General features: G+C 66.9%; 24 protein-coding genes. 20 read left to right on the forward strand and 4 right to left on the reverse strand.

Annotation, left to right across the window (positions count from 1 at the left end; genetic code table 11):
• Window positions 1-5 precede the first annotated feature (5 nt).
• The 8 genes from AC1RGU_RS15180 (at window position 6) to AC1RGU_RS15215 (ending at window position 6,285) form a co-directional block, all read left to right on the forward strand.
• Window positions 6-419, forward strand: a complete 414-nt coding sequence (locus AC1RGU_RS15180; RefSeq protein WP_062474100.1) for an ExbD/TolR family protein — start codon at window positions 6-8, stop codon at window positions 417-419.
• Between the two features lie 10 nt (window positions 420-429).
• Window positions 430-1,173, forward strand: coding sequence for an energy transducer TonB (locus AC1RGU_RS15185; RefSeq protein WP_260684867.1), 744 nt, complete (start codon window positions 430-432; stop codon window positions 1,171-1,173).
• A complete protein-coding gene (locus AC1RGU_RS15190; RefSeq protein ID WP_492696744.1) occupies window positions 1,170-3,029 on the forward strand; it encodes a putative porin in 1,860 nt (619 codons plus the stop codon). The genes AC1RGU_RS15185 and AC1RGU_RS15190 overlap by 4 nt, the downstream gene beginning before the upstream one ends.
• A 13-nt stretch (window positions 3,030-3,042) precedes the next feature.
• Window positions 3,043-3,768: a hypothetical protein gene (locus tag AC1RGU_RS15195; protein WP_307585309.1), complete on the forward strand. Its 726-nt coding sequence runs from the start codon at window positions 3,043-3,045 to the stop codon at window positions 3,766-3,768.
• Window positions 3,765-4,712, forward strand: a complete 948-nt coding sequence (locus tag AC1RGU_RS15200; RefSeq protein ID WP_492696745.1) for a peptidylprolyl isomerase — start codon at window positions 3,765-3,767, stop codon at window positions 4,710-4,712. Before AC1RGU_RS15195 ends, AC1RGU_RS15200 begins: the two co-directional genes overlap by 4 nt.
• Window positions 4,713-4,747: 35 nt before the next feature.
• Window positions 4,748-5,299 (forward strand): YbjN domain-containing protein, encoded by a 552-nt coding sequence (locus tag AC1RGU_RS15205; RefSeq protein WP_492696746.1) that lies wholly within the window; start codon window positions 4,748-4,750, stop codon window positions 5,297-5,299.
• Window positions 5,300-5,310: 11 nt separating this feature from the next.
• Entirely contained in the window at window positions 5,311-5,604 is a 294-nt protein-coding gene (locus tag AC1RGU_RS15210; protein ID WP_307585303.1) for a hypothetical protein, read from the forward strand.
• Window positions 5,605-5,721: 117 nt separating this feature from the next.
• Window positions 5,722-6,285: a DUF2059 domain-containing protein gene (locus AC1RGU_RS15215; protein WP_307585301.1), complete on the forward strand. Its 564-nt coding sequence runs from the start codon at window positions 5,722-5,724 to the stop codon at window positions 6,283-6,285.
• A gap of 15 nt (window positions 6,286-6,300) precedes the next feature.
• Here AC1RGU_RS15215 and AC1RGU_RS15220 read toward each other — a convergent pair whose 3' ends face one another.
• Window positions 6,301-6,990 carry a class I SAM-dependent methyltransferase gene (locus AC1RGU_RS15220; RefSeq protein WP_492696747.1) on the reverse strand — a complete coding sequence of 230 codons (690 nt, stop codon included), beginning with the start codon at window positions 6,988-6,990 and terminating at the stop codon, window positions 6,301-6,303.
• A 110-nt stretch (window positions 6,991-7,100) separates the two neighbouring features.
• Between AC1RGU_RS15220 and AC1RGU_RS15225 the strand changes: the two genes are divergently transcribed.
• Window positions 7,101-7,556 carry a GNAT family N-acetyltransferase gene (locus AC1RGU_RS15225; RefSeq protein ID WP_492696748.1) on the forward strand — a complete coding sequence of 152 codons (456 nt, stop codon included), beginning with the start codon at window positions 7,101-7,103 and terminating at the stop codon, window positions 7,554-7,556.
• A gap of 19 nt (window positions 7,557-7,575) precedes the next feature.
• Window positions 7,576-8,112: a shikimate kinase gene (locus AC1RGU_RS15230; RefSeq protein ID WP_492696749.1), complete on the forward strand. Its 537-nt coding sequence runs from the start codon at window positions 7,576-7,578 to the stop codon at window positions 8,110-8,112.
• 47 nt (window positions 8,113-8,159) lie between these two features.
• Here AC1RGU_RS15230 and AC1RGU_RS15235 read toward each other — a convergent pair whose 3' ends face one another.
• Window positions 8,160-9,359 carry an arabinose transporter gene (locus tag AC1RGU_RS15235; protein ID WP_492696750.1) on the reverse strand — a complete coding sequence of 400 codons (1,200 nt, stop codon included), beginning with the start codon at window positions 9,357-9,359 and terminating at the stop codon, window positions 8,160-8,162.
• Between the two features lie 411 nt (window positions 9,360-9,770).
• On the opposite strand from AC1RGU_RS15235, the gene AC1RGU_RS15240 reads away from it, so the two are divergent.
• Together AC1RGU_RS15240 and AC1RGU_RS15245 are read left to right on the forward strand one after the other, a co-directional pair.
• The gene (locus AC1RGU_RS15240; RefSeq protein WP_492696751.1) at window positions 9,771-11,180 is read left to right on the forward strand and encodes a DUF2130 domain-containing protein; all 1,410 of its coding nucleotides are present in this window, start codon (window positions 9,771-9,773) and stop codon (window positions 11,178-11,180) included.
• A gap of 29 nt (window positions 11,181-11,209) precedes the next feature.
• Window positions 11,210-11,617, forward strand: coding sequence for a GNAT family N-acetyltransferase (locus AC1RGU_RS15245; protein ID WP_492696752.1), 408 nt, complete (start codon window positions 11,210-11,212; stop codon window positions 11,615-11,617).
• A gap of 19 nt (window positions 11,618-11,636) precedes the next feature.
• On the opposite strand, the gene AC1RGU_RS15250 is transcribed toward AC1RGU_RS15245, so the two are convergent.
• Window positions 11,637-12,161, reverse strand: a complete 525-nt coding sequence (locus AC1RGU_RS15250; protein WP_369629300.1) for an Lrp/AsnC family transcriptional regulator — start codon at window positions 12,159-12,161, stop codon at window positions 11,637-11,639.
• Between the two features lie 92 nt (window positions 12,162-12,253).
• Here AC1RGU_RS15250 and AC1RGU_RS15255 point away from each other — a divergent pair, with 92 nt between their 5' ends.
• Both AC1RGU_RS15255 and AC1RGU_RS15260 read left to right on the forward strand, forming a co-directional pair.
• Window positions 12,254-15,862: an indolepyruvate ferredoxin oxidoreductase family protein gene (locus AC1RGU_RS15255; protein WP_492696753.1), complete on the forward strand. Its 3,609-nt coding sequence runs from the start codon at window positions 12,254-12,256 to the stop codon at window positions 15,860-15,862.
• Window positions 15,863-15,948: 86 nt separating this feature from the next.
• Window positions 15,949-16,305, forward strand: coding sequence for a hypothetical protein (locus AC1RGU_RS15260; protein WP_159271376.1), 357 nt, complete (start codon window positions 15,949-15,951; stop codon window positions 16,303-16,305).
• Here the strand turns inward: AC1RGU_RS15260 and AC1RGU_RS15265 are convergent.
• On the reverse strand, window positions 16,283-17,239 hold the full coding sequence (locus AC1RGU_RS15265) for a LysR family transcriptional regulator (protein WP_492696754.1): 957 nt from the start codon (window positions 17,237-17,239) through the stop codon (window positions 16,283-16,285). The genes AC1RGU_RS15260 and AC1RGU_RS15265 overlap by 23 nt on opposite strands.
• Window positions 17,240-17,379: 140 nt before the next feature.
• Here AC1RGU_RS15265 and AC1RGU_RS15270 point away from each other — a divergent pair, with 140 nt between their 5' ends.
• The 6 genes from AC1RGU_RS15270 to AC1RGU_RS15295 all read left to right on the forward strand — a co-directional run bounded on the left by AC1RGU_RS15270 (window position 17,380) and on the right by AC1RGU_RS15295 (window position 23,970).
• Window positions 17,380-18,624 carry a metal-dependent hydrolase family protein gene (locus tag AC1RGU_RS15270; protein WP_492696755.1) on the forward strand — a complete coding sequence of 415 codons (1,245 nt, stop codon included), beginning with the start codon at window positions 17,380-17,382 and terminating at the stop codon, window positions 18,622-18,624.
• 64 nt (window positions 18,625-18,688) lie between these two features.
• Window positions 18,689-19,879: a M24 family metallopeptidase gene (locus tag AC1RGU_RS15275; RefSeq protein ID WP_492696756.1), complete on the forward strand. Its 1,191-nt coding sequence runs from the start codon at window positions 18,689-18,691 to the stop codon at window positions 19,877-19,879.
• A gap of 41 nt (window positions 19,880-19,920) precedes the next feature.
• Entirely contained in the window at window positions 19,921-20,895 is a 975-nt protein-coding gene (locus AC1RGU_RS15280) for a Bug family tripartite tricarboxylate transporter substrate binding protein (protein WP_492696757.1), read from the forward strand.
• A 5-nt stretch (window positions 20,896-20,900) separates the two neighbouring features.
• A complete protein-coding gene (locus AC1RGU_RS15285) occupies window positions 20,901-21,350 on the forward strand; it encodes a GAF domain-containing protein (RefSeq protein WP_492696758.1) in 450 nt (149 codons plus the stop codon).
• A 68-nt stretch (window positions 21,351-21,418) separates the two neighbouring features.
• Complete coding sequence (locus tag AC1RGU_RS15290; protein WP_492696759.1) at window positions 21,419-22,333, forward strand: tripartite tricarboxylate transporter substrate binding protein; 915 nt, start codon at window positions 21,419-21,421, stop codon at window positions 22,331-22,333.
• A 350-nt stretch (window positions 22,334-22,683) separates the two neighbouring features.
• A complete protein-coding gene (locus tag AC1RGU_RS15295) occupies window positions 22,684-23,970 on the forward strand; it encodes an AAA family ATPase (protein WP_492696760.1) in 1,287 nt (428 codons plus the stop codon).
• Window positions 23,971-24,387 lie beyond the last annotated feature (417 nt).

Raw genomic sequence — 24,387 nt, forward strand, 5'->3', positions numbered from 1 at the left:
GCACCATGGCAAACACAGCCGCGAAGTTCGCCGTGCGCAAGCGCACGGGCGGCATCAACATCACGCCCTTCGTCGACGTGCTGCTGGTGGTGCTGGTGATCTTCATCCTCACCAGCAACGCCAGCATCCCGGGCATCAAGGTCGACCTGCCCAAGGCCAGCGCCTCGGTGGCGCTGGAGAAGCCCAAGACCAAGGCCATCACGATCGACAACGCGGGCAACGTGTTCCTGGACGCCTACCCGGTCACGCTGCCCGAGCTCGAGGAGCGCCTGCGCACCGAGAAGGCGCTGTCGCCCGACTTTCCCGTGATCGTGCGCGGCGATGCCAGCGTGCAGTACGCGAAGGTGGTCGACGTGCTCGACCTGCTGCGCCGCATCGAGCTGAACCAGATCGGCCTCGTGACCGGCAAGCAGAAGTGAGGACCGGAGCGTGAACCCTCGCGACCCGATTTCTTCTGCCTCGCCCGCGCCGCGCTCCAGCGGCACGGGTGGAACGGCCGCGCTGTGGCGCCGCTGGGGCGGGGTGGTCATCGGCCTGGCGATCGTCGTGGCGCTGGCGCTGCTCGTGTGGCGGCTCCTGTCCGACACCGCGAGCCAGAAGCGCGTGGTGGCCGACGCGCCCACGCTGATGCTGCCGCCGCCCCCGCCACCGCCGCCCGAACCCGAGAAGCTGCCCGAGCCCGAGCCGGAAAAGATCAAGCCCGAAGTGGTCGAGCCCGAGCCCAAGCCGGTCGAGCCGCTGGAAGCGCCGAAGGACGACGCGCCGCCCAGCCCCTCGAAAGACCTGGGCGACCCGGTGACCATGGACAGCGCCGGCCAGGCCGGCAACGACGCCTTCGGCATCCAGGCCGGCAGCGGCGGCGGCATGAGCGGCACCGGCGCCGGCGGCGGCCTGGGCAGCGGCTCGTACGCGCGCTACGTGTCGAGCATGTTGCAGCAGGCGCTGTCGCGCGATCCGCGCACGCGCCAGCTGGTGTTCGACGACATCCAGATCGACCTGTGGCTCGGCGCCGACGGCAAGACCACGCGCGCTCAGCTGGTGCGCGGCACCGGCACCGAGGACATCGACGAGGCCGTGCTGGCGCTGGTGCGCGGGCTCGATCGCGTCGACGAACGTCCGCCGGCCTCGATGCGCTTTCCGATGCGCGTGTCGATGAAAGGCCGCCGGCCATGACTTTCCACACCTGTACGGCCGACGCCCGGCCCGACTCCTTTCCTCCAGTGAACGAAGCGATGAACACCCTGCACAACACCCTCCCGCGCCGGGGCGCGATGCCGGCCCTGCGCCAGTGCGCGCTCGCGGCGGCCGTGGCCTCCGCCTTCGTGCTGTCGGCCGGCACCGCCATGGCCCAGACCGCCGCCGCGCCCGCGGGCGAATCCGCCATGGTCAAGCTGATCCGTGGCCTCATTCAAAGCGGCACGCTCGCCAAGGACGTGGGCGAAGCGCTGCTGGCCCAGGCCCAGACCGAGGCCATCGCCGCGCAGCAGGCACAGCGCCAGGCGACGGCCTCGGCCACCGCTGCATCTGCCACCGTCGCGGGCGGCATGCGCCTCGAAGCCGGCGACGTGCGCGTGCCCTACATCTCGCAGACCGTGCGCGACCAGATCCGCGACGAGGTCAAGGCACAGGTCATGGCCCAGGCCAAGGACGAAGGCTGGGCCGCGCCCAACGAGACGCCCGAGTGGAGCAAGCGCATCCGCTTCGAAGGCGACGTGCGCGTGCGCAACGAATCGCGCAGCTACGCCGGCAACAACAGCGACATCGAGATCAACTGGCCTTCGCTCAACCAGGGCAGCGGCTACGACGTCAACCCGAACACCAACCTGTCGCTGCCCTCGATCCTGAACACGCGCCAGGACCGCCGCAACCTGTTCCGTGCCCGCGCACGCGTGGGCCTGCTGGCCGACCTGTCGGAGAACACCAAGGCCGGCGTGCGCCTGGCCTCGGGCAGCGACGAGAGCCCCGTCTCGACCACCACCACGCTGGGCGGCGGCCTGGGCAAGAAGAGCGTGTGGCTCGACCAGATGTGGATCTCGCACAAGCCGACCGACTGGCTCACCGTGACCGGCGGTCGGTTTGCCAACCCCTTCATGTCGACCGACCTGCTGTATTCGAGCGACCTGAACTTCGACGGCATTGCCGCGCAGTTCGACAAGAAGCTCGCTGCGAACCGCGACCTCTCGCTGTTCGGCACGCTGGGCCTCATTCCGCTCGAGTACTCGGCGGACGGTTCGCCCACGCGCAGCCAGCGCAAGATGAAGAGCGAGAACAAGTGGCTGCTCGGCGCGCAGGTGGGCGCCGACTGGAAGATCAACGAAGACAACCGCGTGCGCGGCGCGCTGGCGTACTACAACTTCCGCAACGTCAGCGGCCAGGTCTCCGAGCCTTGCGCGCTGTATGCGGGCGCCGACGGCTGCAGCACCGACTGGTCGCGCCCGGCCTTCATGCAGAAGGGCAACACGCTCATGCTGCTGCGCGACATCTCGCTGGACCCGCTCAACCCGGCCGGCACGCCGCAGCCGCAGTACGTGGGCCTGGCCTCGAAGTTCCGCCTGATCGACCTGAACCTGCGCTGGGACACCCAGGTGGCCGGCAACAACCTGCGCCTGGACGCCAACTTCGTGCGCAACACCGCCTATGACGCCAACGACATCTGGAAGCGCGGCGGCATCCGCGGCGCCATCGTGAACAACTTCGGCCCGACCGGCGGCACCACCCAGTCCGACTTCAAGAGCGGCGGCAACGCCTACATGCTGCAGGCCACCTACGGCAAGCCGGCACCGGCCGCGCGCGGCGACTGGAACGTGCTTGCGGGCTACAAGCGCATCGAGCCCGACGCCATGCCCGACGGCTACAACGATTCGAGCTTCCACGGCGGCGGCACCAACGCGCGCGGCTACTTCCTGGGCGGCTCGTACGCGATCGACAAGAACATGTGGTTCACCGGTCGCTGGATCTCGACCAAGGAGGTCTACGGCCCGCCGCTGTCGATCGACACCCTGCAGCTCGAATTCAATGCGCGTTTCTAAGAAGGAGTCCGCCGTGTCCCGAACGATCTTCCCGGCGCTGGCCCTGGCCGCGCTGGCCGCCACGGCCGGCGTCGCCCAGGCCCAGCAGCCGCAGGGCCAGAGCATGGAGGAGCGGCTGCGCGCGCAGCTGCGCACCACCACCACCCAGCTGCAGCAGGCGCAGAACGAGCTGGCCGCGCTCAAGGCCGGCCAGCCCGCGGGCAAGGCCCCCGCGGCACCCGGCGCGGCGCCGGCCGCGTCCGAGCTCGAGACGCTGAAGAAGGAACTGGCCGCCAGCCAGGCCCAGCTCGCGTCCGAGCGCCACGCGCGCGGCCAGGCCAGCGCCGGCAACGCGCAGCTGCGCGAGCAGGCCCAGGCCGCGAGCGAAAAGGCGGGTGCGCAGATCGCGCAGTTCCGCGGCGCCTACGACGAGCTGCTGAAGATGGCGCGCGCTTCCGAGGCCGAGCGCCAGCGCCTGGCCGGCGAGGCCGCGCTGCAGCGCACCGCGCTCACGCAGTGCGAGGCCAAGAACACGCAGCTGTATGCCGTCGGGCAGGAAGTGCTGCGCGCCTACGAAACCATGGACGTGGGCAGCGTGCTCGCCTCGCGCCAGCCCTTCGCGGCGCAAAGCCGCGTCAAGTACGAACAGATCGCGCAGCAGTACGGCGACAAGCTCTACGAGAGCCGCTTCGACGTGCGCGCCGTGAGCGCGCCGGCGCCTGCGGCTGCTGCATCCGCCACGGAAGGAAAGCCCCAATGAACCCCGCACAAGCCACCCCCGCAGCCGGGCTCGGCCGCCGCCTGCGCGCGGCAGCCGGCGTGCTGCTCGTCTCGTCGGTCGGCGTCGCCGCCGCGCAGCAACCCGCTGCACCCGGCCCCGCCGTCGTCGCGCGCATCGGCGAAGTAACCATCGGCCCCGACGAGGTCGAGAAGCTGCTGCAGACCCTGCCCGAGGCCGAACGCGCTGCCGTCAAGGCCGACCGCGCGGGCCTCGACGGCTGGCTGCGCCAGCGCCTCGTGAGCGAAGCGCTGCTGCGCGACGCCCGCGCCAAGGGCTGGGCCGACCGGCCCGACGTGAAGGCGAAGATCGACGCCGCCACGCGCGAGATCACCGCGCGCATTGTCGCCACCAGCTACCTCGAATCCGTGAGCCAGGTGCCCGCGGGCTTTCCGTCGGACGCCGAGGTGAAGACCGCCTACGACCAGGGCAAGACCGGCTTCAACCTGCCGGCCGCCTACCGCGTGGCGCAGATCTACCTGGCCACGCCCGAACGCGACCCGGCCGCCATCGCCAAGGTGCGCGACGAAGCCAACCGCCTCGCCAAGCAGGCCCGCAGCGGCGACTTCGCCGCCGTGGCGCGCGCCAGCTCGCAGGACCGCCGCAGCGCCGAGCGCGGCGGCGAGGTCGACACGCTGCCGCTCGCGCGCATCCTGCCCGAGCTGCGCGACACCGTGGCCAGGCTCAAGCAGGGCCAGGTCAGCGAACCGGTGCAGGCCGAGGCCGGCTTTCACATCGTCAAGCTGCTCGACACCCAGCCCGCGCGCACCGCCACCCTGGAGGAGATGAAGCCGCAGCTGCAGGCCGCGCTGCGCCAGCAGCGGCAGCAGCAGCTGGTGCAGGCCTACATGGCCCAGCTGGCGCCGCCGGCGCAACTGAGCATCGACAGCGCCGCGCTCGACGCCGCGCTCAAGAAAACCAACTGAACCCATTCCCCCTTTTCAGAAAGAAGAAGCACACCATGAACACCACCGCCACGACCCCGCAAGCCGACGACCAGGCCGCCACGCCGGTACCTTTCGACATGCTCGACGCCGTCACGCCCGAGCAGGTGTCGGACGCCATCAAGGCCGCCGGCGGCGCCGTCACCGCCATCGAACAGGATGGCGTGGTGCGCCTGCACAGCGCCAGCCACGGCATCGGCTTCCAGGTGCTGTGGGGCAATGCCGTCACCACCACCCAGTACACCGACTTCACCCTGAGCTGCCCGCTGCGCGTGCAGGGCGGCACACTGCCCGAGGCCGTGCTCGCCGCCTGGCACCGCAGCAAGCGCTTTGCGCGCGTGGCGCAGCACGGCGACTTCGTCGTGCTCGAGATGGACGTGGTGGTGGCCGGCGGCGTCAGCCCCGCCTACCTGGCGTTTGCCGTGCGCCTGTGGATGCAGATGATGGGCGAGTTCTTCCTGCACCTGCGCAACTACGGCCCCGCCGCCGAGACGCGCGGCGACGCGGCGAATGCCGACGCTGCTGCTGCTGCCACCGCCGCCGTCCAGGGTGTGCCCGCCGCCGCGTGATGCCACTGCCCATGCGCGCCGCATCCGGCCTGTCCGTGGACGACCACCACCATCCCTCGCACGACTCGCCCACGGGCCGCGCCATCCAGGCCGCGGCGCGCCAGGCCCAACGCGCGCGCCGCGCCGAGACCGTGCGACTGCGCCAGCGCGCCGCGCTGCTCGAGCTGCTGGTCCAGACCATGGCGGAGCTGCACATCTCGATGGCCGAGCTCAATGCGGCGCGCAAGGCGTTGGCGCCTGCGTGGCGGCAGGTGGGGGAGGAGGGGGCTTCTGCTTCGCGAGGGGATCGGGACCTGCCGCGCTGACGGGCGACGGGATAGTGCGAGCCACACGGCCGGCGCAGCGATGCGGCGGGCGGCTACATTCGGTCGCAGACACGGGCTTTCCTTGCCGTGTCCCAGCCAACAGAACACCGCGATGTCATGCACCCATTCCTGAAGCCACTCGGCCCCGCCTTTCTTGCGCTCGCCATCCTCCTGCCCTCGGGCGCGCATTCGGCGCCAGGCGATCGGAAACTCGCGCTGGCCACGGAGCTCACCACGCTCATGCAGATACGGCGGATCGCCGAAGACTATCTCTCGCATTGCAGCAAGCCAGAGGGCTCCTACTTGGACCCGCAGCGGATCTTTTCAGCGGAGCCCGGCTTCTTCGGCGGCGTCTCGCCCCAATCGGCCTATTGGCCCGAAGTGGTGGCGCTGTATGCCAGGTACCAGGCGCAAGCCTGTCATTCCGTGTCGGCCGACAAGTACGCTGCCTTCTTTGCGGAGCAGTACGCGGCCAAGCTGTCCGAGGAAGAACTCGAGGCATCCCTCGCCTTCTTTGCTTCGACGGCCGGCCGACGCTACAACGCAGTGTCCGCGGAGACGAACGTGGCGCTGCAGGCGTACCTGACCAAGGAGATGGCACGGGTCGTCGGTAATGCCTTCAAGGACGTGCAGCGGGACCTGCGCGGCATCCTGCTCAAGTACAAGAACGATCCCCGGTAAGAAGACCGAAGTCCGTCAGGCGGCGGCTTGCACGACCCAGCCTCTGAATGCCATGCCCGCATAGAACAGGCGGACGTTGGTGAAGCCTGTCTCCTCCAGCAGTGCCTCTTCCTGCGCCGGGCTGAGCAGCGTCAACGTCGAGCCGATCGCGGAGGCCGCCTTGCGTGCGTTGTCCGGATCGACGCCGGAAGCTGCCGCGAAGGCGACATAGCGCGAGAGCCACAGCTCTCGTTCTTCATCGGACTGGGGAAAACTGAGATGCGCCATGACGAACGGCGCACCGGGCTTCAGGCGGCGACGAATTTCCATCAGCGTCGACCTGCGTTCATCGAGCGTCAGGAAGTGCATCGTCAACAGACAGGTCGCCGCATCGAACGGGCCTTCGGGCGCGGTGTCTGTGTAGCCATGGTGCAGCGAGACTCGCTCGGCGAGCGCACCGAGCGTTTCCGCGGCGAGGTCGAGCATGGGCTGCGACGGATCGACACCGACGAAATGCCATCGGGGATGCGCCTGCGCGAGCACCTTCAACTCCATGCCGCCGCCGGCGCCGATGACCAGCACGTTCGCCGAATCGGGCGCGCGCTCGGCGACGAGCAGGGCTGCCATCGTCTGCAGGTCCTGCAGGCCTGGCACCAGGCGGGCGGTTTTCTCGGCGTAGTTGTTGGTGGTGGACGACGTGCTGAAGGCGGCGGTGGGCTGGGACATTTCCACAGTCTATGTGGGCGTCGCGCGCTTCGCAGGCGTAGGGCTGCGGGAGAATCCAGTCAGAAGCGGGCCTCGCCCGAACCCGACGTCATTTTGCGGAGACCGCCTGCATGCCCATCCCGTCCCTCAGCGTCCGTCGTGCGGTGTCCGACGACGCCGCGCGCATCGATGCGCTCTACGGCCAACTGGTCGCAGACACGGCGCGCTGCGTGCTGCCCGAACGCCTGCAGGCGTTGTCCGAAGACCCGAGGACGGCGCTTCTTGTTGCGGAGATCGATGGCCAGGTGTGCGCCACGGTGCTGGTCTCGCTGTGCGAAGACGCGATGTACGGGCGACAGCCATTCGCTGTCGTGGAGAACATCGTCGTCGACGCGGCCGCTCGCAACCGAGGGGTCGGGGCCGCGCTGATGCGGGAGGTCGAGGCGTTCTGCGCGGCGAGCGATTGCTCGAAGATCATGTTGCTGAGTTCGGTGGAGCGTGAGGACGCCCATCGGTTCTTCGAGCGCTGCGGCTTCGATGCCTCGATCAAGCGTGGGCTCGTCAAATATCGACGGTCCTTTGCTTGAAGAGCGACCTCGGGGGCGCATGACAACGATCCTTCATCTCATCGGACCCGGCGGGGCGGGGAAAACCACTGTGGGTCCGTATCTGGCTCGCCGACTGGGCTGGGCGTTCGTCGATCTCGACCAGCACTTCATGTCCCGCGAAGGGAACATCGACGCCGTCATCGAGGCGTCTGGCTACTTGGGCTATGCGAGGCGGAACGTGGCCGTCTATCGGGAGGTTCGATCTGCGTTGACCAGTCCCACCGTTCTCGCGCTTTCGTCCGGATTCCTCACGTATCCGGAAGACGTGGAGGAGGGGTATCCCACGTTGCGTTGCGCCATCGAGACCGACGCGCTGACCTCGCTGCTGCTGCCAGCCTTCGAACTCGAGGCATGCGTGGAGGCGATCGTGCGACGCCAGCTTTCTCTGCCGTATTTGCGCGGTGACAGCGCGAGCGAGGAGCGGCGGATACGGGAGCGATTCCCAAAGTTCATGGCGATGCCGTGTGCCCGTTTCGGCAGCGACGCTGCGCCGGACGACGTCGCGTCGCAGATTGAACGACTCGTGCGCAGGTGACGGACGCCACTGCCGAAGAGGGAGCCAAGCGGCTCTCTCTTGCCGCCTCAGGCCGGGGTCGATACGCGCTCAGCGAGAGACACCCTCGCAAGCCGCCACGTCATCCCGATCCCCACAACCGTCGCGATCAACCCCACCAGGAACACACTCGAGTGACCGTAGTGGTCGGCAATCAGCCCCGCCATCGGGCCTGTGACGCCGTATGCCAGATCCTGGAACGCCGCGAAGCCGCCGATGGCCGTTCCGCGCAGGTGGGCGGGTACGCGCTTGACGGCCTCCAGTCCCATGGCGGGGAAGACCATCGAGCACCCCATGCCGGTCAGCAGTGCGCCCACCATCGCCACGACGGGATGGGGCGCCAGCCACAGGAGCGCTTGACCCACGGCTTCGATCGCGAGGGAGACCAGCGCGACCTTGGTGCCGCCGATGCGGTCGGGCAAGCGACCTGCCAGCAGTCGCACCAGAACGAAGCCCAGGCCGAAGCACGTCAGTCCGTAGCCGGCACCTTGCCAGCCATGGGCCAGGAAGTAGAGGGGAAAGAACGCGCCCAAGGCGGCGAAGCCGACGCCTTGCAGGCCCACGACCGCGCCTTGCTTCCAGATGAGGCCCAGCACATCGGAGAACGGCGCGCGGCGCCCCTGTGCCGACATGGCGGGCGCGATGGACCACAGCATCGCGCCGCTGACCAGCGGCAAGGCGATGCTGCCCGCCATCAGGCCGGCGAAGCCGAGCCGTTCCAACAGCCAGAGGCCCAGCGGGCCGCCTACCGCGAAAGCGCCGTACATGCCGGTGCCGACGAGCGCCATGACCTGCCCGGACCGCGCGGGGCCCATGGCCGCCATGGCCCAGCCCAGCATGCCGACGAGCGCGAAGCTTTCGCCGAGGCCCAGCACGAGACGCCCCACCAGAAGAACCAGGTACGCGCCGACGCCATGGCCCAGCACGGGCAGCGAGGACGCCCAGCACAGGAGCGAAGCCGCCGCATAAAGGACAAGGCCCCAAAACATGGCGAACTTGCCGCCGCGTTCGTCAGCGAGCCGACCCGCCCAGCCGCGACTCAGGATGGTGGACAAGAAAGCAATGCCGACGCCCAGGCCAGACGCGACGTTGCCCATGCCCAATGTCTGTGACACGTGGAGCGTCACGGCCGGCATCGACATGGCGACAGACAGGTAAGCGAGGAAAAGCGCGAGGGTCATCCAGACCAACGTGCGCAGGGAAGAAGAATTTGTTTGGACGTTCGTCATCGAGCGCCGCTCCTTGAGTTTTCAAAGGCGGCACCAGCCGGTCGAATGGGCGGGACGATGAGCACCGAAGCGACCCACGCGCACCGCCAGTCGGCATGCGGGTGCCACTGGTGATGCGTTGGTTGACGTAAACGCTTACGGCTGGATGGAGCTCTGAACAGGTCAGAGTCGATTTTTGCAGCGGCGATTCTAGCAACGTGATCGAGAACGGATCGCCCGCTCGCAGACGTCGGCCTCGGTCTTCAAGCGCCTGCCGCTCGCCGGCGCTTCCTGTCCGGCTACAGTCGGATGGCTCCATGTCCCTGACCCTATGAACAGCATCACTCCCCGCGATCTCGCCCGAACGGCGCGGCGCTTCGCTGCACTCCCTCTCCTGTCGACGCCCACCCTGACGGTGGAGCGCACATAGCCATGCACGAAATCATCTGCCCCCATTGCAGCAAGGCATTCAAGATCGATGAAGCCGGTTACGCGGACATCCTGAAGCAGGTGCGCGACGGCGATTTCGAGAAGCAGCTGCACGAGCGGCTGGAACTGGCCGAGCGCGACAAGCGCGCCGCCGTCGAACTTGCCCAGACCCGGGCCGCCGGCGAATTGCAGAAGGCCGCCGCCGCCAAGGACGGCGAGATCCAGGAACTCAGGGCGAAGCTCGAAGCCGGCGATGTCGCGCGCAAGCTCGCCGTGAGCGAGGCCCTGGGCGCCGTGGAGCGGGAGCGCGACGCGCTCGCGAACGAGCTCGAAAAGGCCAAGCAGGACAAGCTGGCCGCCACCGCGCTTGCCGAAGCACGGCACGTGGGCGAGCTGCAGAAGAGCGCCGCCGCGAAGGACGTGGAAATCCAGGAACTGAAGGCCCGGCTCGATGCCATCGAGGTGGCGAAGAAGCTCGCGATCAGCGAGGCCGTCAGCGTGGTCGAGAAGGAGCGGGACCAGTGGAAGAGCGGCCTCGAGCGGGCGGAGCTCGAGAAGCAGCTCGCCGAGAAGTCGCTCAAGGACAAGTACGAAACGCAGATCAAGGACCGCGACGACGCGATCGAGCGGCTGCGCGACATGAAGGCGCGTCTGTCGACCAAGATGGTGGGCGAAACTCTGGAGCAGCACTGCGAGACCGAGTTCAACCGCATCCGGTCGATGGCGTTTCCCCGCGCCTACTTCGAGAAGGACAACGACGCGCGCACGGGCAGCAAGGGCGACTACATCTTCCGCGACGCGGACGAGGCCGGCACCGAGATCGTCTCGATCATGTTCGAGATGAAGAACGAGAACGACCGCACGGCCACGAAGAACAGGAACGAAGACTTCCTGAAGGAACTCGACAAGGACCGCACCGAGAAGGGCTGCGAGTACGCGGTGCTGGTGTCGCTGCTCGAGCCCGACAACGAGCTCTACAACACCGGGATCGTCGACGTGTTCCATCGCTACCCGAAGATGTATGTCGTGCGTCCGCAGTTCTTCCTGCCCATCATCACGCTGCTGCGCAATGCGGCGATGAACTCGCTCAAGTACAAGTCGGAGCTGGCGCTGGTCAAGGCGCAGAACATCGACATCACGAAGTTCGAGACCGAGCTGGAGACCTTCAAGGCCGCCTTCGGCAGGAACTACGACCTGGCCCACGGCCACTTCCAGAAGGCGATCGCGGAGATCGACAAGTCGATCGACCACCTGCAGAAGACGAAGGAAGCGCTGCTCGGCACCGACCGGAATCTTCGCCTTGCGAACGACAAGGCGCAGGACGTGACGATCAAGAAGCTGACGCGCGGCAACCCGACGATGGCGGCCAAGTTCGCTGAACTCAAGAAGCTCGGGTCTTCCGAGACGGAATGACGCTGGCGCAGGCGCTACCCAGGAAACACATGAACCACATCACCATCGACTACCGTCAGGACGTGCCCCTGGACCCGGTCGACGTCGCCCGCGTCTTCGACCGCTCCGGCATCAAGCGCCCCACGAACGATCTCGCCCGGATCGCGCGGATGTTCGCCGCGCCCAGCCTCCTGCTGTCTGCCTGGGTCGACAACGAACTGGTGGGGCTGTCGCGGTCGCTGACCGACCACGCGTACTGCTGCTACCTGTCGGACCTGGCGGTGGACAAGAAGTACCAGGGCCATGGCATCGGCCGGAAACTCGTGCAGCGCACGCAGGCGATCATCGGCGACGAGGTGTCGCTGATCCTTCTCTCGGCGCCCGACGCGATGTCTTACTACCCGACGCTCAGCTTCGAGCTGGCGCAGAACGCGTACGTCATCCGGCGCAAACGCTAGAGGCGCGCTGCGCCACGCCTCACGGAGACCGCCGTGACCCCGCCAGCCCGGCCTTCGCATCCAGCAGGTGCCCCAGCGGCAATGCCGTTTCCGACTTGATCTCGCGCAGCACGATGCTCGAGCGCACGTGCGTCACGCCGGGCAGGCTGAACAGCACCTCGTGCAGGAAGCGCTCGTAGTGCTTCATGTCGGGCACGGTCACGTTGAGGATGTAGTCCGCGGGCCCGGTCGCCGACACGCAGCGGATGATCTGCGGGCTTGCGGCCACGACTTCTTCGAAGCGTTGCACCATCGCCTCGCTGTGGCGGTCGAGGTTCACCTCGGCCACGGCCGACACGTGCAGGCCCACGTGTTCGGGATCGACGAGCGCGGTGTAGCCGCGGATGACGCCGGCCGCCTCCATGTCCTTGATGCGCTTCCAGCAGGGCGTGGGCGACAGGCCCACGGCCTCGGAAATCTGCTGCACGGTCTGCCGCCCGTCATGCTGCAGTGCAGAAAGAATCTTGAGGCAATGCTCGTCAAGAGAAACAGAACCGACGTTCATCGTGGTTTTTGAGTGAATTCTTCTTCAAACAAGGGTCTGCGCCAGTGTATTGAAGAAACACTTACTTGGGGGGGCGCAGAACAATTCCGGGCATGAACGCCCCACTTGAAGCGACCGCACTCCGACGGCCCGACTACCAACTTTCCGACAACCTCTGGGCCGATGCCGGCTCGGTCTTCCTCACCGGCACGCAGGCGTTGATCCGCATCCTGGCGATGCAGGGCCAGCGCGACGCGGCACGCGGCCTGCACACGCAGGGCTTCGTCAGCGGCTACCGCGGCTCGCCGCTGGGCATGGTCGACCAGGCCATCTGGAAGGCCGGCGAGCGCTTCAAGAAGACCGGCATCCGCTTCGTGCCCGCCGTGAACGAGGAACTGGCCGCCACGCAGGTGCTGGGCACGCAGCGTGTCGAATCGGACCCCGAGCGCACCGTCGATGGCGTGTACGCCATGTGGTACGGCAAGGGCCCGGGCGTGGACCGCGCGGGCGACGCGCTCAAGCACGGCAATGCGTATGGCTCGTCGCCGCGCGGCGGCGTGCTGGTGGTGGCGGGCGACGACCACGGCTGCGTGTCGTCGTCGATGCCGCACCAGAGCGACCACGCCTTCATGGCCTGGCGCATGCCCGTGATGCAGCCCGCCAGCGTGGCCGAGTACCTGGAGTTCGGCCTGTACGGCTACGAGCTGTCGCGCTACTCGGGTGCGTGGGTCGGCATGGCGGCGCTGTCCGAGATCGTGGAGAGCGCGGGCACGGTCGACCTCGATGCGGTGAATGCGCGCGTGGCCGCCTGGGAAGACGCCGACGCCGTGCGCGCCGCCACCGGCCACGCCGCGCCGCCCGACGGCCTGCACTACCGCTGGCCCGACCTGCCGTCGCTGCGCATCGAGTCGCGGCTGGAAGACAAGCTCGCGGCCGTGGCCGCCTTCACACAACGCAACAGCATCGACCGCCACGTCATCGTGAGCCCGCATGCCAAGGTGGGCATCGTCACCTGCGGCAAGGCGCACCACGACCTGATGGAGGTGCTGCGACGGCTCGAACTCTCGCCCGATCAGCTCGCGCGCGCCGGTGTGCGGCTGTACAAGGTGGGCCTGAGCTTTCCGGTCGAGCAGACGCGCCTCAAGGAGTTCGCGCGCGGGCTCGGCGAGATCCTCATCGTGGAAGAGAAGGGCGCGGTGGTCGAGACGCAGCTGCGCGACATCTTCTACAACGCGCCGCTCGAGGCACGCCCCGTGCTCGTGGGCAAGCACGACCACGCGGGCCAGCCGCTGGTGTCGGCGCTCGGCGAGCTGCGGCCGTCGCGCCTCATCGAGCTGGTCGCACACTGGCTGGCCGCGCACTTTCCGGAGAACCACGACCTGGGTGATCACCTGCAGCATGTGCGCGACTTCACGCCGCCCGAGCTGCTGGCCAACGCGAGCGATGCGGTCAAGCGCCTGCCGTACTTCTGCGCCGGCTGCCCGCACAACACCAGCACCAAGGTGCCTGAAGGCTCGACGGCGCGCGCGGGTATCGGCTGCCACTTCATGGCCAACTGGATGGACCGCAGCACGGCGGGCCTGATCCAGATGGGCGGCGAGGGCGTCGACTGGATCTCGCACGCGATGTTCACGAAGACGCCGCACGTGTTCCAGAACCTGGGCGACGGCACCTACTACCACTCGGGCTACCTCGCGATCCGCCAGGCCGTGGCGGCCAAGGCCACGCTCACCTACAAGATCCTGTTCAACGACGCGGTCGCGATGACCGGCGGCCAGCCGGTCGACGGCGTCATCAGCGTGGACGCCATTGCGCGGCAGGTGGAATCGGAGGGTGTCACCAAGGTGGTGGTCGTGAGCGATGCCATCCATCACTACGACGCCATCAAGAACAAGTTTCCGGCGGGCACCGAGTTCCACGACCGCGCCGCGCTCGACGAGGTACAGCGCCGCCTGCGCGAGATGCCCGGCGTGACCGTGCTCATCTACGAGCAGACCTGCGCCGCCGAGAAGCGCCGCCGCCGCAAGAAGGGCGAGCTGGCCGATCCGCCCAAGCGCCTGTTCATCAACGAGGCCGTGTGCGAAGGCTGCGGCGACTGCACCGTGCAGAGCAACTGCGTGGCCGTGCTGCCGCACGAGACGCCGATGGGCCGCAAGCGCAAGATCGACCAGACCAGCTGCAACAAGGACTACTCCTGCGCCAAGGGCTTCTGCCCCAGCTTCGTGGGCGTCACCGGCGGCAAGCTGCGCCGCAAGAGCGGGGCGCTCGCGGCCGGGCGCGATGCCTTCCTGCACCGCGTGGGCGCGCTCGCGCATCCCGCGCCGCACGCATGGACCGGCCCGTACGACCTGCTCGTGACCGGCGTGGGCGGCACGGGCGTGGTGACGGTGGGCGCGGTCATCGCGATGGCCGCGCACCTCGAGGCCAAGTCGGCCAGCGTGCTCGACTTCATGGGCTTCGCGCAGAAGGGCGGCTCGGTGTTGAGCTTCGTGCGGCTGGCCGACACGCCCGAGCGGCTGAACCAGGTGCGCATCGACACGCAGCAGGCCGACGCCATCCTCGCGTGCGACGTGGTGGTGGGCGCCTCGGCCGACGCGCTGCAGACCGTGCGGCACGGGCGCACGCGCGTGCTCGCCAACATCCACGAGATTCCGGTGGCCGAGTCGCTGCGCAACCCCGATGCCGACCTGCATGTCGACCTGCTGCTGGAGAAGATGCGCTTCGTCGCGGGCGAGGAACAGGTCGAGACCTTCGATGCGCAGAGCCTGGCCGAGGAGTTCCTGGGCGACACGCTGGCCGCGAACATCGTGGCCACCGGCTATGCGTGGCAGCGCGGCCTCGTGCCGCTGAGCCTCGAAGCGCTCATGCACGCGATCGAACTCAACGGCGTGGCCGTGGCGGCCAACCAGTCGGCGTTCTCGCTGGGGCGGCTCGCGGCCGGCGACCCGGCGGCGCTCGACCAGCTGCGCGCGGCACCGGTCGAGGCGGCGGCGCACCAGGTCGACGACCGCCCGCTGGAAACGCTGCTGGCTGATGCGCGCCGCCATCTCACCGGCTACCAGAACGCCGCGTGGGCCGCGCGCTTCGAGCAGCGCATTCGCGCACTGCAGGCGGTCGAATCCGCAATGCCGGATGGCGATGCGAGCCTGCCCTTCACGCGCAACGCGGCGCGCAGCCTCTTGAAGCTCATGAGCTACAAGGACGAGTACGAGGTCGCGCGCCTGTACACCGATGGCGCGTTCCTGCAGAAGCTGAAGGACCAGTTCGAAGGCGACCTGAAGCTCGAATTCCACATGGCGCCGCCGTTGCTCTCGCGCCCCGCGCGCGGGCAGGCGCCCGCCAAGGTGCGCCTCGGTGGATGGATGCTGCCGGCCATGAAGTGGCTGGCCCACGGCAAGCGCCTGCGCGGCACGCCCTTCGACCTGTTCGGCCACACGGCGGAGCGCCGCACCGAGCGCGCACTGATCGATCACTTCGACCGCCTGCTGCAGGAGATGGCCACCGCGCTGACCCCCGACAACCAGCCGACCGCCGCACGCATCGCGGCACTGCCGCTGTCGGTGCGCGGCTTCGGCCATGTGAAGCTGGCGAACCTGGACGCGGCGCGCCTGCGCGAGGCCGAGCTGCTGCACCGCTTTGCGCCGTCGCGCTACGCGAAGCCGGTGGACGCGCCCGGCGCCGGGCAGATTCGCGGCATCGCCATCGTGGCCAGCGCGCGGTAGTGGGCGCGGGTGGCGCGCGTGAGTTGCTCGGCTACGATCCTTGCCGAAGCACTCACCCCCGCCACACCCCGACGATCACAGGACCCATGCGCGCCTTCCTCTACTACGCCCTGATGCTCCTGCTCGGATATGCATGGTACCGGTACGGACAGAAGCTGCTGCGCAAAGGCTATCGCGATGAGAAGGGCGAACTCACCCAGGGGCTCGTCGGGCCCGTCGGATTCCTGCTGACCGCTGGCGTGACCTGCTACCTCTTCTTCGCGATGCTGCGCGCCCTGGTCCGGGGCGAGGTGCCCTGCGTCGGAAAGGGCTGCGTGGGGCAGGTCTACACGCTGGCGGCGCATGCGGGCGACTACTGGGCCAACCTGTTCTTCCTGGCGTGGTGCGTCCTGGGCCTGGGCTATGCGATGTACGTGACGCTCAGGATCTGGTTCCGGGCTTAGCCCGCGCAGGGCGCGCAGCCGGTTCCCGCGCCAGCATCTCGACCACCAGGGCAATGAACCACTGGTGCAGCGCCGAGGTCTCGTGCCGTTCATGCCAGACCAGTTCGACGGTGCGCGGCGGCGCCGCCAGCGGTGGGGCCACGCGCTTCAGGCCCGTCATGCGCATCGTCTCCAGGCCCTCGGACCAGGGCAGCACGGCGATCAGGTCGGAGCGGCGCACGGCTTCGTAGGCTGCGGAGTAGTGGCTCACCGTAGAGACCAGGTTGCGCTGCAGGCCGCGGCTTTGCAGCACGCGGTCGTAGATGCCACCGACACGGCCCGCCAGGCTCACGTCGAGGTGGCGGGCGGCCAGGAATTTTTTCAGCGGAATTTTGTCGAGCTTGGCCAGCGGATGGTCGTTGCGCATGAAGCAGGCGAAGTCCACCGACCACAGCCGGCGTGAGCGCATGAAGCCGGGGCGCTGCACGTCGTCGTTGTAGGCGCCGATGGCGAAGTCGGCGCGGTTGTCGTCCAGCGACTGCCCGAAGTCCACCACCGTGCCGGGGTGGGTGTGCAAGCGCATGCCTGGCGCGAGCTCGCCGAGCCGCTCGAGCAGGCGGGGGGCGACGATGCAGGCCACGTAGTCGGTCATCGAGACTGTCAGGCGTGCGTCGCTTTGGGAGGCATCGAAGCTCTCGCCCTCGAGCGTGCCCCGGATGGTGCGCAGCGACCGCGCCAGCGGTGCCCACAACTCCGTGGCGCGCCGCGTCGGGCGGATGCCCGCGCCGTTGCGCACGAACAGAGGGTCGCCGTAGGTTTCGCGCAGCCGGCGCAACGCGTTGCTGACCGTGGGCTGCGTGAGCGACAGCTTGGACGCGGCACGCGTCACGTTGCCTTCGTTCATGAGGGCTTCGAAGACCTTCAGCAGGTTGAGATCGGCGTTGCGGTAGTTCATGGGCAGAAGAGGAGGCTACTGAAACCATTCACACCGTCAATGGAGTGGATTCATCATATAAATTTTTCGGAATTGTGACGCGATCCTACGATCCCGTCATTCCTCACCGTCCATGCCCCGGAACCCGGCAGACAAACCCCATGACCCAGACCCTCCTCGTCAAGAACGCCCGTCTGCTCGATCCGCTGAAGCCCGAGCTGCAGGACCGCCATGACATCCTGATCGAGGGCGACACCATCCGCGAGGTGTCCGACCGGCCGATCGTGGCGCGCGATGCGCGGGTCATCGACGCCGCCGGCAAGACCGTGATGCCCGGCCTGATCGACCTGCACGTGCACGTGGTGGCCGTCGACCTGAACCTGCAGCGCCAGGCGCTGATGCCCAATGTGTTGGCGACGCTGCGCAGTCTGCCGATCCTGCGCGGCATGCTGCGCCGCGGCTTCACGACCGTTCGCGACGCCGCCGGCGCGGGCGATGCCTTCAAGCAGGCAGTGCAGTCGGGGCTGGCGCAGGGGCCGCGCCTGTTCGTCTCGGGCCGCGCGCTGAGCCAGACCGGCGGCCATGGCGACGGCCGCGCGCGCTCCGACTATCTGGTGGCCAACGCCGTGTGCCCCAACTGCGCCCGTGTGGGCATGCTGGCCCGCGTGGCCGACGGCGTGGACGCCGTGCGCAAGGCCGTGCGCGAAGAACTGCAGATGGGCGCGGACCAGATCAAGATCATGGCCGGCGGCGGCGTGGCGTCGCCCACCGACCCGGTCGATGCCCTGGGCTACAGCGAGGACGAGATCCGCGCCATCGTCGGGGAGGCCGCGGCCCGCAACACCTACGTACTGGCCCACGCCTACACCCCGGCCGCAATCCAGCGCGTGGTGCGCTGCGGCGTGCGCACGATCGAGCACGGCAATCTGGTCGATGCACCCACCGCCGCGCTCATGGCCGAGCACGGCGCCTATGTGGTGCCCACGCTGGTGACCTACGACGCCCTCGCCAACGAAGGCGCGGCGCTGGGGCTGCCACCCGCCAGCGTGGCCAAGGTGGAAGACGTGCGCGGCGCCGGGCTGCGCTCGCTCGAGATCTACAAGTCGGCCGGCGTGAAGATGGGCTTCGGCACCGACCTGCTGGGCGAGTCGCATCGGCTGCAGAGCGACGAGTTCCGCCTGCGCGCGCAGGTGCTGTCGCCGGCCGAGATCATCGCCAGCGCCACGCTCGTCGGCGCAGAGGTGTTGGGCATGAGCGACCGGCTCGGCCGGCTGATCCCGGGCGCGCTGGCCGACCTGCTGCTGGTCGATGGCGATCCGATGCGCAATCTCGATTGCCTGCTGGGGCAGGGCGAGCGCATTCCCCTGGTGATGAAGGCCGGCGTGGTCGAGTTCGGCGCGCTGTAGCCCGCACCCCCGAGCTGTTCAGACAACCCGCCGGATGCCTCCGGCTCCTTCAAGGAAACGACACATGCCCAAGCTGACGCAAGCCGTCTGGCGGTACCGCCACGACCAGATGGTCCGGTTGATGGACGAACTCGCCGTCGATGCGCTGGTGTTCACCACCGCCGATTTCTTTCAGTTCGCCACCAACTTCCACACCGACGTGCAGCCCTGGGAGCGGCCGATCTTCGCGGTGGTGCCGCGCCAGGGCGAGGGCTTCCTGGTCATGAACGAGCTGTCGACGAACCACATGCGCTTCTCGATGGAAGCGCACAAGGTGTGGATCACGGACGTGACGTTTTATGCCGAGCATCCGATGGTGAGCAACCGCCTGCCGCTCGTGTCGCAGCTCCCCGAGATCCTCGCCGAGCGCCTGAGCCGCGCCGGCCTGCGCCGCTCGCGCATCGCGCTGGATGCCGGCAGCGGCGTGATGGCGGCCGTGCAGCGCCTGCTGCCCGACCTGGACGTGCGCGTCGCCACCGCGGAAGTGCGCAGCCTGCGCTGGCAGAAGCACGCCGAGGAGCTGGCCGTCATGCAGGCCATGGCCGGGCTGACGGACTGGCTGCAGGACCGCTACCGCGAAGCGATCAAGCCCGGCCGCCTGGTTCAGGAGATGGACTGCGCCATGGCCAGCCTGTTCGTGCAGGAGGCTGCCGAGCGCTTCCCCGGTGAGCAGTTCGAGGTCGTGCGCTGCTGGACGCTCAGCGGCCCGGCATCGGCCTCGCCGCATGGCGACGGTGCCTCCTGCGGCGCGCGCATCCGCGAAGGCGACGTGCTGGTCAACATCGTGATTCCCCGGCTCAACGGCCTGACGATCGAGAACGAGCGCACCTGGTTCTGCGGGCGCCCCGACGAGCAGAAGCAGGCGCTGTGGACGGCCGCGCGCGACGCGACCGATGCGGCCATCGGCGCGGCCGTGACAGGCCGGCCCGTGTGCGCGATCGACGCCGCGGCGCGGGCGGTGATCGAGCGCGCCGGCTTTGCCGACTGCATCCGCCATCGCACGGGCCACGCCATCGGCATCGTGCACCACGAGTACCCGGAGGACATGGCCTTCAGCCAGCGTCCGCTGCGCGACAACGAGGTCTATTCGGCCGAGCCCGGCCTGTACGTCTACGGCGTGGGGGGCTTTCGCATCGACGACACGGTCGTGGTGGGCGCGACGCCGCGCGTGCTCACCGCCACGCCCAAGTCGCTCGACTACGCCACCGTCGGTTGAGACGCCTCACACCTTTCGCAACCACCGACCTTGACTTCACCATGACCACCCGCCGCACCATGCTTTCCGCGTTGGCTGTTGCAGCTTCGCTGCTCGCCGCACCCGCCTTCGCGCAGGGCTTTCCTTCCAAACCGATCAAGTTCGTGGTCCCGCAGCCGGCCGGCTCGGGGCCGGACACGTTGGCGCGCACGCTGGCCGATGTGCTCGCCAAGAGCATCGGGCAGAGCGTCGTGGTGGAGAACCGGCCCGGCGCCAACGGCACGCTGGCTGCGGCCTATGTGCTCTCGCAGCCCGCGGACGGCTACACGCTGTTCCTGGCCGGCGTCTCGAACATGTCGTGGAACCCGCACCTGTACAAGTCGCTGGGGCACCAGCCGGCGCGCGACTTCACTGGTGTCGCCGTCATTGCCAACACGCCGTTCGTGACCGTCGTGGCGCCGAGCCTGGGCGTGAAAACACTGCCCGACCTCATCAAGATGGCCAAGGCCGAGCCGCAGCGGCTCAGCTTTGCATCGGCTGGCATCGGCAACTCCACCCATCTCGCGAGCGAGCTGCTGAAGTCGCGCACCGGCATCCAGATGCAGCACGTGCCCATCAGCGGCGCCGGCGGCCCCAACGCGCTGACCAGCGTGATGGCGGGCGACACGCCGGTGATGACGACCGTCCCCGTCGGCGTCGTGCCGCTGGTCAAGAGCGGCAAGCTGGTGCCGCTGGCGGTGACCGGCGAGCGGCGACTGCCGCAACTGCCCGACGTGCCCACGTTCAAGGAGCTGGGCATCGACATGGAAGTGCCCGGCTGGTACTCCCTGGTGGCGCGCGCAGGCGCACCCGGCGACGCGGTCGCGCGGCTCAACGCCGAGATCAACAAGGCCCTGGACACGCCCGAGATGAAGGAACGCCTGGCCGGCCAGATGCTGATCGGCGTCAAGTCGACCCCGGCCGATGTCTTGAAGTTCACGCAGCGCGAGTCGGCCGCCTGGGGGCCCATCATCGATCGGCTGGGCATTGCACAGTGAGTGACATGGCGCAGGTTTCTTTCGAGGCGCTGGACCACGCGCTGCGGCGGTTTCCGGGGCACCGGCTGTTCACCGTGCTGGTGGTCGACCCCGGCCTTGCGGCGTCCCGGCGCCTGTACACGAGCGACCCGGTGGCCTATCCGTGCGGCGGTACCAAGCCACTGCACCATGACAACGACTTCTTTCGCGAGGTGGTGCAGGGCGGCCGGGCGCGCATCTGCGTTGATCAGGAAGACTGCCGTCGCGCGTTCCCGGACCATGCGCTGATCGACGCGCTGGGCTGCCGGTCTGCCATCAATGTGCCGATCCGGCACGACGGCTGCACCCTCGGTTCGTTGAACCTGCTGCACGAGGAACACTGGTACCAGCCCGACATGGTGCCCGCGCTGATGCGCGTCGCCGAACAGGCCACATCCTTGCTTCTTCCGCTCAGATACGTTGAGATGCCCGCATGACGATCCATCGCCGAACTTTCGTGTTGAATGCTGCCGTGTCTGTGTGTGCGGTATCGCTTGCCACCGCGGTGCGAGCGGCCGGCCCGGTTTATCCCAGCAAGCCGATCACCATCGTCTTTCCCTACGCGGCCGGCGGCGCCACCGACGCCATGACGCGCCAGATCGCCGACCTCATGGCCAAGGCGCTCGGCCAGCCGGTCATCGTCGACGCGAAGCCGGGCGCCGGTGGATCGATGGCGCTGCAGCAGGCCGTGCGCGCCAACCCGGACGGGCACACGCTGGTGCTCATGGCCAGCGGAACGATGGCGGTCAATCCGTACCTGTACGACCTGAAGTACAAGCCGGTGGAAGACCTGGCGCCCATCACGATCCTGGTCGACATTCCCTTCGTGGTCGTGACAAGGCCGGACTTTCCCGCACGCACCCTCAAGGAATTCATCGCCCATGCCAAGGCGAACCCGGGCAAGGTCTCGTTCGCGAATGCAGGCGTGGGCACGCAGGCCCACCTGACGCAGATGATGTTCATGAAGGAGGCCGGCATCTCGGCCAACGTCGTTCCCTACAAGGGCGGCACGGGCGCCATCGCCGACCTGCTCGGCGGGCACATCGACGCCATGATCGACAACGCCGCCGCGCAGGTTGCGAACGTGCAGGCCGGCAAGGTGCGCGCGCTGTTCGTCACCACGCGCGAGCGCAGCGAATCGCTGCCTGGTGTGCCCACGGCGCAGGAGGCGGGGTTGCCGGGGTTCGTGACTTCGGGGTGGTTCGGACTGGCCGCGCCCAAGGGCACGCCGCAGGCCGTCATCGACAGGCTCCATGCGGTGATCGTTCAGGGCATGGCGCAGCCTGAGACGCGGAAGAGGTTGATTGATGCGGGGTGGATGCCGATGGGCAGTTCACCTGGGGAGGCGGTGGATCGGGCGCGGGCGGACCTGGCGCGGTTTGGAGAGATTGCGCGGCAGATGGAACTGAAGAAGGAGTGAGGGGGTGGATATTTCCAAGAGCGCGTGTTGAAGGGACGGATCGAAAGGACTCGCCCCCTCCATGTCAATTGCCTGCGCGCCGTTTCGGGCTAGATGCCGACATTAGAGCCCTGAACAACAAGCGGCTGCTGTCACCGAGATCTTTCGGCCGAACTAAAGGCCAACTACTATCTCGTTCTTGAGCAGCAGGCCACGTCGGTCTGACTCACGTCAGTGAGCCTCTGAAAAAATGCAGAGCGATTCATGATCGTTGGAGGAGGGATGGCATGGCAGTAGTTGAAGCGGTGAACTTTGAGGACCCGTACCGCCGTTTTGGAAGAGTCGAGTTGCTTCATCCGGATAGACCCCCAATGGATCGCTATGAGACTACTCTAATTACTGGTCAAAATGGCTCACACAAGAGTTCTCTCCTCAAGCAACTTGTCGCTACTCTGGTCTCGCCGCCGGCGCCGGATTTATTCAAAGATATGTCTGAGGACAGCGTGGGGCGGAACCACCAGCTCCACCATCAAGTTTTTTGTCTTTCAGGTTCTGCTGCTGACCGATTTCCGCAAAAGAAGCTTCCGGGTGGAAGCCACAGCCCATTCGATGTGCCGCACTACACCTATGTCGGTCAGCGGGTGGCAAACAACCTTTTAAGCCGTAAAGCGCCGCTTGAGACGATGCTCGAGTTCGCTTTGATGCCAAGAGCTGCTGAGCGTTGTCGGTGGCGATTCTTCGCCGATGCTCACGCCTACGCGGGCGTTTTTCCTTCGTCAAGATACACACTTATCTACCGAGAGGTGCGCAACGAATCTCTGGTTATGCTTCAAGACTTGCGGATGCAGCTCAATCGCGTTACTCCCGAGTCCGACACTGTGCGCAACAACAAGAGACAGTTCCCTTATGTCTCGTTTGCGATGGCTCAGTGGCTGTTGAAAGAGTTTTCTGTTGAAGATTTTCAGGCCTTCCAAAATCTCCTTATGAGAACCCGTCGAATGGACGTTGTTCTCTCAGACAGCGGTGCAACCAGCAAGGATGCGGCGCCCAATGTTCTTAGGCTCGGCCTGCTTCTGGGTATTCTGCGGTTACAAGAAGTTCAGGTTCGCTCAGTTCGATATGCCGTGGATTTCTCGGCTCTTGAGTTGAGTTCCGGCGAATACCATATGTTCTCGACCATTCTGGCGATTGGATTCGGGGTAGATGACGATTCAGTCCTTCTCATGGATGAGCCTGAGAACAGCCTACATCCACAATGGCAGCGAGACCTAATGGGGTCAGTGTTTGATGCGTGTTCACAAGTAATGAATGAAGGCCATGTCATCATCTCCACGCACTCTCCGCTAATCGTCGGCTCTGCCCTTCAGGGCAGCACGGTCGTAGATATGACCAGTGAGGTACCACAACTCAGTGTCGTTTCGTACGGAGCATCTTCTGACGAACTTTTGTTAAATCAATTTGGAGTCGGCTCTAGTCGAAACAAGGTCGTTGTCGACACGGTGCAGCATGCTGTGTCGCTTGTCGAACGTGGCGACTTCGAAAGCGCTGATTTCGAGGCGCTCATCCCAGAACTTCGAAGTATCCGAGATGCGCTCACAGATACCGATCCATTGATAGATGTTATCGACGCACTACTCGGGGAGGAGTTGGTTCGATGAACGTAGGGTTTGAGCGCATTTACCCAGTCCCTGGATATCCAGCGGGCACTACGGCAGTCTTACTGCGTGGATTGCCTTGGAACTCTGGAAAGAAAGTCGTCACGACCTTCAAGAGCGAACTCAAAATTGCGCTCCGCACGTGCCAGATGGGGCGTTGCTGCTTCTGCCGGCGTCTCCTTTTTGACGACTATGCAGTGCATCTCGAGCATTTCGTTGACCAAGCTTCCCATGCGGACCACAGGTTCGAAATCCGAAACTTGGCGCTATCGTGTGGCACCTGCAATATAAGAAAGAATGGCTATTTTTCCACTTGGACTACGCGCTACAAGAAGTTGACAAAGGACCCTGCGACTACGCAGACCCCGACGCTGAATTTTCAGTTGAACGCGGGAGCTCCATTTCCTACTTCTCCTGCCG

The organism is Variovorax sp. GW823-FHT02B07, assembly GCF_058797695.1.

What these genes read in the sequence shown, in the direction of transcription:
- AC1RGU_RS15180 (WP_062474100.1), top strand. Translation starts at nt 6, where the DNA reads ATGGCAAACACAGCCGCGAAGTTCGCCGTGCGCAAGCGCACGGGCGGC.
- AC1RGU_RS15190 (WP_492696744.1), top strand. Translation starts at nt 1,170, where the DNA reads ATGACTTTCCACACCTGTACGGCCGACGCCCGGCCCGACTCCTTTCCT.
- AC1RGU_RS15200 (WP_492696745.1), top strand. Translation starts at nt 3,765, where the DNA reads ATGAACCCCGCACAAGCCACCCCCGCAGCCGGGCTCGGCCGCCGCCTG.
- AC1RGU_RS15205 (WP_492696746.1), top strand. Translation starts at nt 4,748, where the DNA reads ATGAACACCACCGCCACGACCCCGCAAGCCGACGACCAGGCCGCCACG.
- AC1RGU_RS15210 (WP_307585303.1), top strand. Translation starts at nt 5,311, where the DNA reads ATGCGCGCCGCATCCGGCCTGTCCGTGGACGACCACCACCATCCCTCG.
- AC1RGU_RS15215 (WP_307585301.1), top strand. Translation starts at nt 5,722, where the DNA reads ATGCACCCATTCCTGAAGCCACTCGGCCCCGCCTTTCTTGCGCTCGCC.
- AC1RGU_RS15220 (WP_492696747.1), bottom strand. Translation starts at nt 6,990, where the DNA reads ATGTCCCAGCCCACCGCCGCCTTCAGCACGTCGTCCACCACCAACAAC.
- AC1RGU_RS15225 (WP_492696748.1), top strand. Translation starts at nt 7,101, where the DNA reads ATGCCCATCCCGTCCCTCAGCGTCCGTCGTGCGGTGTCCGACGACGCC.
- AC1RGU_RS15230 (WP_492696749.1), top strand. Translation starts at nt 7,576, where the DNA reads ATGACAACGATCCTTCATCTCATCGGACCCGGCGGGGCGGGGAAAACC.
- AC1RGU_RS15235 (WP_492696750.1), bottom strand. Translation starts at nt 9,359, where the DNA reads ATGACGAACGTCCAAACAAATTCTTCTTCCCTGCGCACGTTGGTCTGG.
- AC1RGU_RS15240 (WP_492696751.1), top strand. Translation starts at nt 9,771, where the DNA reads ATGCACGAAATCATCTGCCCCCATTGCAGCAAGGCATTCAAGATCGAT.
- AC1RGU_RS15245 (WP_492696752.1), top strand. Translation starts at nt 11,210, where the DNA reads ATGAACCACATCACCATCGACTACCGTCAGGACGTGCCCCTGGACCCG.
- AC1RGU_RS15250 (WP_369629300.1), bottom strand. Translation starts at nt 12,161, where the DNA reads ATGAACGTCGGTTCTGTTTCTCTTGACGAGCATTGCCTCAAGATTCTT.
- AC1RGU_RS15255 (WP_492696753.1), top strand. Translation starts at nt 12,254, where the DNA reads ATGAACGCCCCACTTGAAGCGACCGCACTCCGACGGCCCGACTACCAA.
- AC1RGU_RS15260 (WP_159271376.1), top strand. Translation starts at nt 15,949, where the DNA reads ATGCGCGCCTTCCTCTACTACGCCCTGATGCTCCTGCTCGGATATGCA.
- AC1RGU_RS15265 (WP_492696754.1), bottom strand. Translation starts at nt 17,239, where the DNA reads ATGAACTACCGCAACGCCGATCTCAACCTGCTGAAGGTCTTCGAAGCC.
- AC1RGU_RS15270 (WP_492696755.1), top strand. Translation starts at nt 17,380, where the DNA reads ATGACCCAGACCCTCCTCGTCAAGAACGCCCGTCTGCTCGATCCGCTG.
- AC1RGU_RS15275 (WP_492696756.1), top strand. Translation starts at nt 18,689, where the DNA reads ATGCCCAAGCTGACGCAAGCCGTCTGGCGGTACCGCCACGACCAGATG.
- AC1RGU_RS15280 (WP_492696757.1), top strand. Translation starts at nt 19,921, where the DNA reads ATGACCACCCGCCGCACCATGCTTTCCGCGTTGGCTGTTGCAGCTTCG.
- AC1RGU_RS15285 (WP_492696758.1), top strand. Translation starts at nt 20,901, where the DNA reads ATGGCGCAGGTTTCTTTCGAGGCGCTGGACCACGCGCTGCGGCGGTTT.
- AC1RGU_RS15295 (WP_492696760.1), top strand. Translation starts at nt 22,684, where the DNA reads ATGGATCGCTATGAGACTACTCTAATTACTGGTCAAAATGGCTCACAC.